This is a genomic window from Chengkuizengella sp. SCS-71B (assembly GCF_040100845.1).
In the GTDB taxonomy this organism is placed as follows: domain Bacteria; phylum Bacillota; class Bacilli; order Paenibacillales; family KCTC-33759; genus Chengkuizengella.
In genome coordinates, this window is sequence record NZ_JAZHSH010000001.1 from 2,048,895 (window position 1) to 2,061,984 (window position 13,090).

General features: G+C 32.7%; 13 protein-coding genes. 12 read left to right on the forward strand and 1 reads right to left on the reverse strand.

From position 1 onward, the window contains the following. Positions 1–76: 76 nt before the first annotated feature. The 9 genes from VQL36_RS10055 (at position 77) to ytxJ (ending at position 8,014) form a co-directional block, all read left to right on the forward strand. Positions 77–532, forward strand: a complete 456-nt coding sequence (locus VQL36_RS10055; RefSeq protein WP_349249182.1) for a MarR family transcriptional regulator — start codon at positions 77–79, stop codon at positions 530–532. Further along, positions 533–3,643 carry an MMPL family transporter gene (locus VQL36_RS10060; protein ID WP_349249183.1) on the forward strand — a complete coding sequence of 1,037 codons (3,111 nt, stop codon included), beginning with the start codon at positions 533–535 and terminating at the stop codon, positions 3,641–3,643. 312 nt (positions 3,644–3,955) lie between these two features. Then, positions 3,956–4,162 (forward strand): hypothetical protein, encoded by a 207-nt coding sequence (locus VQL36_RS10065; RefSeq protein WP_349249184.1) that lies wholly within the window; start codon positions 3,956–3,958, stop codon positions 4,160–4,162. Positions 4,163–4,184: 22 nt separating this feature from the next. Beyond that, positions 4,185–4,391 carry a hypothetical protein gene (locus VQL36_RS10070; RefSeq protein WP_349249185.1) on the forward strand — a complete coding sequence of 69 codons (207 nt, stop codon included), beginning with the start codon at positions 4,185–4,187 and terminating at the stop codon, positions 4,389–4,391. A 96-nt stretch (positions 4,392–4,487) separates the two neighbouring features. Further along, entirely contained in the window at positions 4,488–4,697 is a 210-nt protein-coding gene (locus VQL36_RS10075) for a hypothetical protein (protein ID WP_349249186.1), read from the forward strand. Between the two features lie 415 nt (positions 4,698–5,112). Beyond that, complete coding sequence (locus tag VQL36_RS10080; RefSeq protein ID WP_349249187.1) at positions 5,113–5,739, forward strand: ferritin-like domain-containing protein; 627 nt, start codon at positions 5,113–5,115, stop codon at positions 5,737–5,739. 86 nt (positions 5,740–5,825) lie between these two features. After that, on the forward strand, positions 5,826–6,803 hold the full coding sequence (locus tag VQL36_RS10085) for an ATP-binding cassette domain-containing protein (RefSeq protein WP_349249188.1): 978 nt from the start codon (positions 5,826–5,828) through the stop codon (positions 6,801–6,803). Then, the gene (locus tag VQL36_RS10090) at positions 6,800–7,585 is read left to right on the forward strand and encodes an ABC transporter permease (RefSeq protein WP_349249189.1); all 786 of its coding nucleotides are present in this window, start codon (positions 6,800–6,802) and stop codon (positions 7,583–7,585) included. The genes VQL36_RS10085 and VQL36_RS10090 overlap by 4 nt, the downstream gene beginning before the upstream one ends. A gap of 87 nt (positions 7,586–7,672) precedes the next feature. Next, positions 7,673–8,014, forward strand: coding sequence for a bacillithiol system redox-active protein YtxJ (gene ytxJ, locus VQL36_RS10095; RefSeq protein WP_349249190.1), 342 nt, complete (start codon positions 7,673–7,675; stop codon positions 8,012–8,014). Positions 8,015–8,082: 68 nt separating this feature from the next. Here the strand turns inward: ytxJ and VQL36_RS10100 are convergent, their stop codons facing one another. Further along, entirely contained in the window at positions 8,083–8,808 is a 726-nt protein-coding gene (locus VQL36_RS10100) for an EcsC family protein (RefSeq protein ID WP_349249191.1), read from the reverse strand. A gap of 193 nt (positions 8,809–9,001) precedes the next feature. Between VQL36_RS10100 and VQL36_RS10105 the strand changes: the two genes are divergently transcribed. From VQL36_RS10105 to VQL36_RS10115, 3 genes are all read left to right on the forward strand, one after another. Next, positions 9,002–10,039, forward strand: coding sequence for a M42 family metallopeptidase (locus tag VQL36_RS10105; protein WP_349249192.1), 1,038 nt, complete (start codon positions 9,002–9,004; stop codon positions 10,037–10,039). A gap of 115 nt (positions 10,040–10,154) precedes the next feature. Then, positions 10,155–11,726 (forward strand): copper amine oxidase N-terminal domain-containing protein, encoded by a 1,572-nt coding sequence (locus VQL36_RS10110; protein WP_349249193.1) that lies wholly within the window; start codon positions 10,155–10,157, stop codon positions 11,724–11,726. Positions 11,727–12,209: 483 nt separating this feature from the next. After that, the gene (locus VQL36_RS10115; RefSeq protein WP_349249194.1) at positions 12,210–12,836 is read left to right on the forward strand and encodes a histidine phosphatase family protein; all 627 of its coding nucleotides are present in this window, start codon (positions 12,210–12,212) and stop codon (positions 12,834–12,836) included. The last annotated feature ends 254 nt before the right edge of the window (positions 12,837–13,090 follow it).

Sequence of the window (13,090 nt, forward strand, 5' to 3'; positions counted from 1 at the left end):
TATTTCAGGTAGTATAATTCATGTATTATATAGTTCACTATATGAACTAAATAATGACAAATAAAGGGATGGTGAGATGGATAGAAAAAAGTTAAATTCTTTGATCGAACGATATGAGGAAGTATATGTAGTCGCATCAAGGAAAATAAACTTAATGATGGAAGATCAGTTAGAGATAGAACTAACGAAGGATCAGTTTACTACCCTTCGATTTTTAAAATTCTTTGGACCTTGCCCTTCCTCGGAACTGGCGGAATTGTGTGATGTAAATCGAAGTGCAATTACAGCAATGGTAGATCGTTTAGTTTCAAAAGGGTTTGCAATAAGGATTCCAAGTGATAAGGATCGCAGGGTCATTTTAATCAAAATTACTGAACAAGGGAAAATTGTACTAGAAAAAGGACAAGAAAAAGTTCATCAATTTATAAGATCATTTCTTCATCATTTTGAGGAAAAAGAAATTGAAGAGTTTATTACAATGTACGAAAAAATTGCAAGAGTGCTTACAGACCAAATTGAAAGGGAAGTGTAGATGAATACAATTATAAAAGGACGATGGTTTATTTTCTTATTATGGATTGCAGTTATTATTTTATTATTATTTTCTTCTCCTAATATGGGAGAGTTAGTACGTGAAAAAGGTCAAATAGCTGTGCCAGAAGGATATTTATCATCAATAGCAGACGATATCTTAGATAATGATAAAAATGATAATAGCATTTCCACTGCTTTGGTATTTCATAATCCTGATGGTTTGACAGATGATGATATAAAACAAATTGAAGAAGCAATTTGGAATTTAAATGATAATAAATCTTCACTAGGGATTACAGAACTTATATCACATATAATTACTCCAGAAATGTCTGATGAGTTAATTTCTGAAGATAATAAAACGATTATTGCGTCTTTGTCTGTTGAACAAAACGACAGAGAGATTTCTGAGGTTAGAGACGCATTAATATCAGCAATTGCACCGATTTCGGTAAATCATTATTTTACAGGTGCAGAATTTATAAATGAAGATGTAGTAATCAGCTCTCAGGAAGGTTTAAGAAAAACGGAAATTATTACAGTCGTATTTATATTACTCATTCTATTTGTAGTCTTTAGATCAGTGGTTGCTCCGATTATCCCACTTGTAACAGTAGGTATTACTTTTATAGTCAGTCAATCTATTGTTGGATTTTTAGTCGACTGGTTTGATTTTCCATTTTCTAATTTTACGCAAATCTTTTTAGTTGCAATATTATTTGGAATTGGAACGGATTATTGTATATTATTGCTCAGTCGTTTTAAGGAAGAACTTTCAAAATATGATGATATTAAAAGTGCAATCATTCATACTTATAAAACTGCAGGTAAAACGGTTATATTCAGTGCATTGGCAGTATTAATTGGATTTTCTGCTATTGGATTCTCTACTTTTAGTTTGTATCAATCTGCTTCAGCCGTTGCCATAGGTATTGCTATTTTAATGTTGGCCTTAATAACGATTGTTCCATTTTTTATGGCTGTTTTAGGAAAGAAATTATTCTGGCCAGTCAGAGGAAAGATTGAACATAAACAAAGCAAATTGTGGGAGTCTATTGGAAAGTTTTCTTTAGCGCGCCCTTTAGTAGCTTTAGGTCTTGTCTTCATAATTGTTGTTCCATTGTACATTTCTTATGATGGAGATCTCTCTTTTAATTCATTAGATGAAATTGGGGACTCATATGATTCTGTAAAAGGGTTTGAAATTATAGCGGATAGTTTTGGACCTGGAGAATCAATGCCTACAAAAATTGTTATTGAGCACGATGAAGAACTAGATAAGGTGAAATATTTAAATATAATTGAGGAAATAAGTAGAGAGGTCTCTAAGCTAGACAGCGTTGATAAAGTGAGAAGTGCTACAAGACCTTTAGGAGAAGAAATTGAAGATTTTTATGTTGCTTCACAGGTTGAAGCGCTTGAAGAAGGTTTGCAAGAGGGAAATAAAGGAATTATCGAGATAAGAGACGGACTTTTAGAAGCAAGTCAGGGACTTCTTGAGTCAAAACCTGAACTTGAGCAAGCTTCATCAGGTATTGATGAACTGGTATCTGGTACTTTGGATTTAAAAACAGGTGTCTCAGAACTAAAGGGTGGACTGTCGAAGATTGAAAAAGGGTTGAGAGAGGGCTCAATTGGATCGTCTGAATTAAAAGCTGGACTTGATGAGGCTAATAAAAATTTAAATACATTAATTGTTGCTAGCGAAGAATTATTAGCGGGTTATGCTTCTGTAGGTTCAGGTTTAGGACAAATTCATGAATCCTATGTTCAGATTGAAACAAATATAAATGAAATACAATCTGTTTTATCTGGATTAGATACACCTTTCAGCAACCTTGCAGAAAAATATCCACAATTGGCTAATGATACTGATTTCTTAACCATTCAAGGGACAGTATCACAAGTACAACAAGGTATTATTGAGCTGACACAAGGGCTGAATGTTTTAAATTCGGAGTTGCTTGCAGTTAACAATGGAATAATGGAAGCAAATAGTGGATTAAAAGAGATAAATACAGGTCAGCAAGCACTTCACAGTGGATTATTACAAATCAGCGAAGGAATCAAGGGTCTACAAATTGGTTTTGATGCAGCTGCAAATGGACAACAACAAGTTATACGGGAAATTCCAGGGATGGAGAAAGGTCTTTCTCAAATAGCGAGTGGTCAAGGTGAAGTAAAAGGTGGATATGATGAGCTTATAGGTCAGTTAGGTTCACTTGAAGAAGGAATGTCAGCCAGTGCTGATGGCTTAACTCAAGTATCAGAAGGGTTGGAATTGGCTCAAGATTATTTAGGTCAACTTTCCTCAGAATCAAATAAAGAAAACGCTGGTTTTTATCTACCTCCAGAAGTCATCGAAGAACCTGAATTCCAACAAGTCTTTGATACGTATTTAAAAAATGATCGAACAACTGCTATTTTGGATGTTATATTAATTGACAATCCTTATTCTAAAGATGCTATGAATGCAATTGAAGATATTGAAAGCATCGTGATTGAGTCTGTTAAAGGTACTGCTTTGGAAAATGATCGATTTGGAATAACAGGTGTAACATCAGTCAATGCGGACTTAAAAGGAATTTCCGATGAAGATTATAATAGAACGATGATCATTATGTTGATTGGTATTTCAATTATTCTAATTATATTACTACGTTCAATTGTAATGCCTATATATTTAGTGATTTCATTAATTCTTTGTTATTTTACTTCAATGGCATTAACTGAATTTATCTTTATGAATGTATTAGGTTATTCTGGAGTAAACTGGGCCATTCCATTTTTTGGTTTTGTGATGTTAATGGCACTTGGTGTTGATTACAGTATCTTCCTTATGGATCGTTTCAACGAATACCGTGATAAACCAGCTACTGAAGCAATATTGTTAGCTATGAAAAATATGGGTACCGTAATTATATCTGCAGCAATTATTCTTATCGGAACATTTGCAGCTATGTATCCATCAGGTGTATTATCACTTGTGCAAATTGCAACAGTAGTTGTAACTGGATTAGCGTTATATTCTGTCATATTCTTACCATTTTTCGTACCAGTTATGGTTAAACTATTTGGAAAAGCAAATTGGTGGCCATTTCAGAAATAAAGTGAACTCGTTTAAGTTTTGCTTAAACATCGAGAAATCAGATGGAGACTCTACTCCACCTGATTTGAAGATCCCACCTATAGAGGTGGGTGTCTGTACGCAAAATAATTTTGGATCAAATTGTCTAAAACTTAATATCTATAAAAACACCTGTTAATAGCTAATAGCAGGTGTTTTTTTTTTGTTATTAAAATTAAAATTGAGTCTACTACTTCATATGATAAAAATATTGAATACTTGTTAAGATGGAGAATATATTTAAAATGATGATTAACGTTATCTCTGTTCAAAAGATAAAAAAGGAGGAAGAAAATGTATAGTAAAATTGATAGAGTTGCTTTTATACATGCTTTGGGGGATGATGTAAGGATTGTAACAGGAGACAAATTTATATCTGTTGCCAAAAATACTGTGATGGCCCATCCTTTCAATACAAACTTTCATGTTGAAGGTGACGCAGTATTGCATACTTATCATGGTGCTATTCATCTTAGAGGAAGTGAAGATCAGATTAATTAAAGTTATAGAAAGGAGATAAAATATGAGTAGAAATAAGACTGATAGATGTGCTTATATACAAGCTTTAGGGGATGATGTAAGGATTGTTACTGAGGATAAGGTTATAGAGGTTCCCCAAAATACTGTCATGTCGCATCCTTTCAGCACAAATTTTCATGTTGAAGGTGACGCGGTATTGCATACTTTTTTTGGTTCTATTCATCTCAGAGGAGTGGAAGATCAAAAGTAATACAAGGTTGCCCATTTCTTTATTAACGGCAGAGCACCTAGAGACATATTTATTGACCACTGGTTTAAATATCAAGTTAAAAAAAGGAGGACAAATATGAGTAGATATAGGACTGATAGATGTGTCTCTATACAAGCATTAGGGGATGATGTAAGAATTGTAACAGGAGATAAAATGATAGAAGTTCCTAAAAATACAGTAATGGCCCATCCTTTCAGTACAAACTTTCATGTTGAAGGTGACGCAATTTTGCATACTAGTCATGGTTCTATTCATATCAGAGGAGATGTAGATCAGAAAGATTAAAATATTGTCACAATTGTATTAATCTTAGAGCATAGCCTAAACCTCATTTAACCTTTAATGTATAGGGGCACCAGACAATGAATCTGTTTGGTGTCTTTATTTTATAACTAAGAATTTATAAAATTTCAAATTCTAAGTTTCAACAAAAACTACCTCTAAAGAAAACTCGATGATTGGCAAGTCTAGACGAAGGCAGAATCGTTAGTTGCCCTTATACTATCTACATTTTAATTATTTAATTTATGATAGTGTAAAGAAGAATTCGGCTACCACCTCGAGAGACTCCGATAGGAGTTTTCGTTCTAATTTTATATTTTAAGTTTAAATTTTTTTTGCAATTACATCTACATATAACATCACAAATTCTTCTCATGAGAATAGGATACATATTAATTATATGAAAGGGGAATTTATGATGAACCAAAATGTAAATCGCAAGTTCCAAAAAAGTTATAGAGAAGTTTCGAATACACCTTCATATACACAGGGTGTTATTTATAATAATCAATACATCAATCCGTATCAGTTTACAATGGCCCATCCTTTAGAAAATTCACAACCTAATCTTCATCCCTCAAACAGTCAATTTGTTCGTAATACTCAACAAATGATAGAAGAACCGATACAAATTCCTGAGCAAGGATTATGCAAGCAATTATTTACAGCAATTTATAAAGCTATTGTAGGTGAAGCGACTGCGATAGATTTTTATACTAGGTTAGTTAAATTGGCCCCAGATCAAAAACATAAAGCTGACATACTTCATGCTTTAGAGGATGAAAAAAAACATTTAAAAAACTTTACAGCCTTATATACAAAATTAACAGGTCAAATCCCAATATACACTGTAGAACCAGTGCAATTTGAATCTTACAAGGAAGGCTTAGAAATGGCTTATAGGAATGAATTAGAAGCATATGAAGATTATCGAGATGTTTATCTCATGACACAGGATTTGAAAGTAAGAGATGTTTTTTTACTTGGGTATACGGATGAAATAGAACATGCAATTAGGTTTGGATTTTTAAAGCAATCGCTTTAAAAAAATATAGTATGAATTCAGATGGAAATACTCTAAAATGATAATAAAGTATACCTATAAATGGGAAATCATAAGGAGGTTATTATTTGTCTGATCATGCTATCGTTGTTCAAAATTTGGTGAAGACCTTTAAAGGAGATGTGAAAGCAATTCAAGACATATCCTTTGAGGTTAGGGAAGGGGAGTTCTTTGCATTTTTAGGACCTAATGGTGCAGGGAAATCAACAACGATACAAGTGCTTACAACCTTACTTAATCCAACTTCTGGCAGTGCAGTTGTATCAGGATTCGATGTAGAGAAAGACCCATTCTCCATTCGAAGAAAAATCGGTGTTGCCTTACAAGAAACAGGAATAGATCCTTCCCTTACTGGAAGGGAATTATTACACTTGCAAGCAAGATTGTTTGGCTTTTCAAAGTCAGATGCAATAAAACGTGCTCAAGAATTATTAGAATTAATAAACTTATCAGATGATGCAGATCGTAAAGTTGGAAAATATTCAGGAGGTATGCGTAGACGATTAGATTTGTCACTGTGTCTTGTTCATCGACCTGAAATCCTTTTTTTAGATGAGCCAACAACGGGTTTAGATCCATATAATAGAAATGCGATTTGGGACGAAATACGAACTTTGAATCGAGAGTTTGGAACCACTATTTTTTTAACAACACAGTATTTAGAAGAAGCTGATCAATTAGCTGATAGAATCTCTATCATTAACAAGGGTGAAATCGTTGCCTCAGGAACTTCACAACAATTGAAAAAAACGGTAGGTATGGATGTAATTGAATTAACTTTTCATCAAATAGAAGATGCAGTAAAAGCAAAAGATGTACTAACTCCATGGATGAAAGATTTTAGACTGACTAATGAAGAACTAACTGTTTATGTAGATAACGGTGCAGATTTTCTACCTGAAATGGTTCGAAAATTAGACGGAGAAGGCATTCCCCCTGTAAGTTTGAATTTAGCACCGCCGACTCTCGATGATGTATTTTTACAGGTGACAGGGGATCATCTAGAAGAGAAGGGAAACAGACAGGAAGGGGTGATGTCTAAATGAATCCAACCTCTAATTTTATTGTTGATACATATTTAATGACCAAACGAAGTACAATTGCTATTTTCCGAAATCCGTTTATATTCATACCTAATATCATCATTAGTTTATTTTTTTTAGTCGTGTACCAAGCGGGTCTAAGTGGAATTTCGAATATTCCTGCCTTTGATGGAGCTAGTTATCTAGCTTTTATTTTACCTGTATCCATAGTAAGTGGAGCTATAGGCGGGTCTGGAGGAGCAGGACAATCATTAGTACGTGATTTAGAAAATGGATATTTTTCAAGGCTATTACTAACTCCAACCTCAAGAATAGCCATCGTATTAGGTCCAATAATAGCTGGGATGATTCAATTATTTATTCAAACGGTATTAATTTTATTAGTAGGTTTATTGATGGGATTAGAAATAGCTGCTGGGTTTGGGGGAGCGATCGTTGTTATATTATTAGCTGCTGGGTTTGGATTAGCGTTTGCAGGATATTCTGTGGCTTTTGCTTTGAAAACGAAGGATGCTCAGGCTTCGCAAGCAGGAACTTTTGTTTTTTTTCCACTAATTTTTTTAAGTACAACATTTGTTCCTTATGAACTCATTGAAGCAGATTGGTTAAAGTTTGTTTCTAAAATAAATCCAACTACATACATTTTTGATGGAATGCGCTCTGTATTAATTGATGGGTGGGAAGCTGAGCCGTTGCTGTATGCAGCGTTAGTGATTGTATTGATTTGTTCCATTACGATAACATTTGCATCTCTTAGTGCGAAAAAAGCAGTAAGTCGTGATTAGAAAACAAAAATGAGGTTGTGGTATGATAAGGTTTGGTGAATTAATAAAGAATAACGATATAAAGATAATAAAAGATGAGGTGTTATCATGAAAGATTGGAAGGAAATTACTACGTTAGAGGAATGGAAAAGTTATTTTGATGGTTCAAGAGAAAATCCTTTTGTAATTTTAAAACATAGTACGACGTGCCCTGTAAGCTCAAACGGTTTGAGTGAGTTTGAAAAATACTTAAAAACTAACCCAAATGGAGAAGTGGAATATTTAATGGTGAAGGTCATCGAATCAAGACCTGTATCTAATCAGATTGCTGAAGATCTAAATGTGAAGCATGAATCTCCACAGGTGATTTATGTGAAAAATCGAGAACCTTACTGGAATGCATCCCATTGGTCCATAACAGAAGAACACATGAAAGCAGTGTTGGATTAAGTAATTAATATACATGAATGATAAACCCACAAAATGGTTCTTGTTGAGGAATTTTGTGGGTTTGTACATTAGATTTCACTTTTTAATGTTCGCATTCGATAACAATTCATCGCAGTATCTCCAAGCTCCTGTATAAGTCCAAAATTAGCCCATGCTCCTACAACTGCACCTATACCAGGAAGCATTTGCAGCATTTTTCTAAAGTCCAAAGAATCGCGATATTCTTGTTGGAATTTCTCCCAATCAATGCTATCAGGGTCATTGAATGTTTTTGCTGTTGAGTCCCAATTATGGATGCTGCTTAATGTTTTTAATCGGTGATCATAGCCAGAAAAAGCTAATTGAAAAATGTTAAGGATGTATAATCTTTCATGAAAATATTTCGTATTATACCCATAAATATGAGCTAATTCAAATAGTAGCTTCATTTTGATCGATAGAAGCGCTGGAAAATCTACCAATCCTAAAAAAATACCTCCAGCTCCTGTTCCTGCACCTTCAATCGCTCCTATTTTTTTATATTTTTTAATCCATTCCTCTGCTTTTTGATCCTTTATTTCTAAAGGTAATTCAGTAGCTATCACTTTCCCTTTAGGAGTAATGTCAACACCATAAATAATGGATTGTATCATACCTTTTATTGCTGCAGTAATTGTATCATGTGCTTTTTGGGGGATTTTTTGATTTATTTTTTTTGATAAACCTCTAGAACTTCTTTCTAAAATTCCAGGTTTTTTTTGTAATTGAAGGATCCATTGCTGCAGCTTTAAATTTATTTGTTCTTCATATGTCATGTAATCAACTACCTTTCTTTATAAAATATAACTCAACAAAAATCTACGTATTTTATTAACTTATTGTAACACTATTTATTAAAATCTTAGAAGCATAAATATGGTTCCTATTACCATCTTGACAGTTTGTATCTTTTCCTTCATATTTCAATATAGAACACAAAAAAATAAAATAATTAAAAGTGGTGAAGTGATGTTTAGGTCAAAAATAGATCAAAAATATGTTGAAGAAATACTATTGAAGTTACTATCAACTCCTAGTCCTAGTGGATTTTGTCATGATATTATGAAGAAAGTAGAGGAAGAAGTTTTAAAACTTGGATTCTCTTTTGAAAAAACGAATAAAGGAAATGGTTTAATTACGATTCAAGGTGCGACAGATCAGTGTCTTGGTTTATCTGCTCATGTAGATACTTTGGGTGCCATGGTACGTTCTATTACTGGAGAAGGAACTTTAAAACTTACACTTATCGGTGGATATATGTTGAATGCAATTGAAGGTGAGTATTGTAAAATCCATACACGAGATGGACGTGTATATGATGGAACGATTCTAACGACCCATCCATCCGTTCATGTATACAAAGATGCAAGAGATATGAAACGTGAAGATAAGAATATGGAAGTTCGTATTGATGAGATCGTACATTCTAAATCAGATGTAGAAGAATTAGGAATTTGTGTTGGGGATTTTATCTCTTTTGATGCTAGACCAAAATTATTTGAAAATGGATTTATTAAATCAAGACATTTGGATGATAAAGCAAGTGTAGCGGCTTTATTCGGATTTATGGAATTGATGAAAAGAGAGAATATTCAACCAGAAAAAACAATTAAAATCTTCATTACCACATACGAGGAAGTAGGACATGGAGCAGCCTTCATCCCTCAAGATATTGAAGAATTCATTGCGATTGACATGGGGGCTATTGGAGACGATTTATCTTGCTCAGAATTAGATGTTTCCATTTGCGCTAAAGATTCGTCAGGCCCATATGACTATGATATGACTAGCAAATTAATCGAATTAGCTAAAGAAGAGGAAATTGATTATGTTGTAGACATCTATCCACAATATGGTTCTGATGCTTCCGCAGCATTAAACGGAGGAAATGACATACGAGCTGCTTTAATTGGTCCTGGTGTACATGCATCACATAGTATGGAACGTACTCATATGAACGCTATTATCAATACAGGTGCATTAATTTCTGCCTATGTTTTAAAATAATTCATACAATTTACATAATTTCACTTTGAATGATGAAACTTTTTTCATAGAATTACGTTTAATAATTATGAATTGAAGTAATTTATTTGAAAAAAAGAAAAAGGGAGGGGATTTTGTGAAAAGAAATAAAGTCTTTTCATTTGCCGGGGTATTTGTTCTGCTATTGGGAATCATACTTACTGGTTGTCAATCTGTTGGAGGAGTAGACATAAACAAAGCACTTATATCACAGTTAGATGTATCTACATATGAAGGTTCTGGGGAATATTCTTTCGAATTTATTGTTGATGAAAGTGTAGAACTATCAGAAGATGAGGAAAAAGTTTTAGAATATGTAAATAATGTGAAATTAGTAATCGATAATATTAAATCTGAAGATGCATTTAAACAATCTATGAAAGGATCTTTACAGTTACCTGTATTGGAAGACATTCCTTTTGAATTAGTTTTGAATCAGCATTATAGTGAACTTAATTACACATTTTTAATTGATGGTATTGAAAAACCAATTCATTTGGGATTAGATTCAATAGAAGAAATTTCTAATGAATCATTTGATTCGTTATCTGATCTTGAAGATTTTCAACAAACGAGCATAGACTTGCAAAAACTTATTGCTGATTTTATTCTTAGCAACTCACCGAACCCATCAACTGTTACGGTTGATAGTGTAGAAGAGGAAATCAATGGGGAAGATGTTGATTTAAAGAAAGTTCATATTAAAATCGATGGCAGTGAATTGCTACCTTTATTGGTAGAAACGATTCAAAACATGTTTGAAGATGAAGAGAAACTAAAGCAATTAATTACAGAATTGTATGATTTATATATGCCAATTATGGAATCTGTAATGACAGAAGAAGATCTATTGGATCCTAGCATGCAATTGATGTTAAATAAAGATCTAGCTATTGAGTACCTCTATACAACATTAATAACTGAAGTTAAACCTTTTGTAGAAGAATTAGATTCGATGTTAGAGGAATTTAATAACGATCCAATTTTAAACGCTATTTTCAGCGAAGAAAATTATTTAACATTGGATTTATACGTGGATAAAGATTTAAACATTCGCAAAGAAGCAATGGAATTAGTCATTCAACCTGAAATGGAAGAGTTTTCTGCAATTAAAGGATTTAAATTTTATGGTGAAAATGAAATGTGGAATATAGATGGAGATGTAGAAATAGACGAAATTGATACTACGAATGCAATAAACATTATGGATATAGAAAATGCTTCTTCTCCTGCGTTTTTGTTTAAAGAAATGGATAAAACATCTTCTTTATATCAATTGTTAAGTTTAATGGAACTGAATCAAATGGAAGTTTTATTGTATCCTCAGGATGATAAAGAGCTAGCGCATCTTTATGATGAGCCATTTGTAGAAAATGGAGTAACTTATGCACCATTACGTTATGTTTCTAATGAATTGGATGCTAGTGTGAAATGGGATGGAGATACTAAACAGATTAACATTGTTGACAACATAACGGGTAAAGAACTTGTTTTTGCAATTGACAACAATGAAGTGTTGGTAGATGGTGAAGCTGTTCAACTGGAAACAAACGTAATTATTATTGATGGAAAATCCTTTGTACCGCTTAGATTTATTGTAGAGAATTTAGATAGTGAAATTTATTATGACAATGATATAAAACGTATTACGATAACAAAAGAATATTAAAAAAAACAAAATAGAAAACGGGTATTGGTGATTTACACCAATACCTTTTTTTGTTTGCTTAAATCTCAATATTCAACTTAATAACTTCCTTAAATTGAATGGACATGGAGTGAATACATTGGAACTTAGAAAAAGCGATATCTGAGTTGAGAATTAATTTATGATGTCGGAGCAATTGTATTTTATTTAAAAGCAATTTGTTGGCAAATACCAGACTTTTCTGTGCAAAAGTATATAAAACAGTTAGAAAACGTGCATGAGAAAATCAAAGAGAAAGGTTTTATAGAAGCAAGGTCACATCGGTTTTTGATTGTAGCTCAGAAAGAATAGTTAAAATGAAAAAGTTGTCCTGTTATAGGGCAACTTTTTTAGCGTTGGTTGATCTTAATTCATTAGCAAATGGTATTCATAAACTACCTACTGAATTGTGATAAGATAGATTAATATAAATCATAGAGAGAAATGAATTAGGAGGGAATCATTTTGACAACAACCAAACTATATATCACCAGACACGGTCAAACAGAATGGAATTTAGAAAAAAGAATGCAGGGTCATAAAGATTCTCCATTAACTTCGTTAGGGATTCAACAAGCAGAATGGTTAGGAGAGTCATTGAATGATACAACGATTGATATTATTTATGCTAGTTCAAGTGGAAGAACAAGAAAAACAGCCGAGCTTGTTAGGAATCAAAGAGACATAGAGATTATTCAAGCAGATGTATTAAGAGAAATAAATATGGGAGAGTGGGAAGGTCAGGTAATTAGTGAACTTGAACAAAAATATCCAGAACAACACCATGCATTTTGGAAAACACCCCATTTATATGAACCAATAGGAGGAGAAAGTTTTCAAGATTTGCATAATCGGGTAATCCCGTTTGTAAAGGATATTTTATCAAAACATGAAGGGAAAACGATATTAATTGTAACTCATGGCCTTACATTAAAAACTATTATGTCTTACTTTGAAAAAAAAGAGTTGATTGATTTTTGGGATTCTCCACATATTTATCAAACTAGTCTTAGTATGGTAGAAATAGATGAACAGAATGAAGCTTTCATTCGTTTATATGGGGATACTTCTCATTATAAGGAATTGGCTTGATATAAAAATCTGTTATTTTATAAATAGTATATAGATTTTAGGTTAATAATTTTCATGAATAACCAAGTGTTTAACATTAGCACTTGGTTTTATTTATTTTGAAGACATCAAAAATCTATAGAATCAGAGTGATATTTTTTCTCTTATAAAATAATAGAGAATTTAATTTTTAAAAAGCGCTAAGTTAATATGTAAAATATCCCTTCAAAGCCAATTATATTTACTTGATTTAAATTCCACCTCATTTTATATTT

Bases quoted from the DNA above. Each gene is read 5' to 3' on its own strand.
- VQL36_RS10060 (WP_349249183.1), top strand. From the start codon at position 533: ATGAATACAATTATAAAAGGACGATGGTTTATTTTCTTATTATGGATT.
- ytxJ (WP_349249190.1), top strand. From the start codon at position 7,673: ATGAAAGATTGGAAGGAAATTACTACGTTAGAGGAATGGAAAAGTTAT.
- VQL36_RS10090 (WP_349249189.1), top strand. From the start codon at position 6,800: ATGAATCCAACCTCTAATTTTATTGTTGATACATATTTAATGACCAAA.
- VQL36_RS10070 (WP_349249185.1), top strand. From the start codon at position 4,185: ATGAGTAGAAATAAGACTGATAGATGTGCTTATATACAAGCTTTAGGG.
- VQL36_RS10075 (WP_349249186.1), top strand. From the start codon at position 4,488: ATGAGTAGATATAGGACTGATAGATGTGTCTCTATACAAGCATTAGGG.
- VQL36_RS10065 (WP_349249184.1), top strand. From the start codon at position 3,956: ATGTATAGTAAAATTGATAGAGTTGCTTTTATACATGCTTTGGGGGAT.
- VQL36_RS10055 (WP_349249182.1), top strand. From the start codon at position 77: ATGGATAGAAAAAAGTTAAATTCTTTGATCGAACGATATGAGGAAGTA.
- VQL36_RS10105 (WP_349249192.1), top strand. From the start codon at position 9,002: ATGTTTAGGTCAAAAATAGATCAAAAATATGTTGAAGAAATACTATTG.
- VQL36_RS10080 (WP_349249187.1), top strand. From the start codon at position 5,113: ATGAACCAAAATGTAAATCGCAAGTTCCAAAAAAGTTATAGAGAAGTT.
- VQL36_RS10100 (WP_349249191.1), bottom strand. From the start codon at position 8,808: ATGACATATGAAGAACAAATAAATTTAAAGCTGCAGCAATGGATCCTT.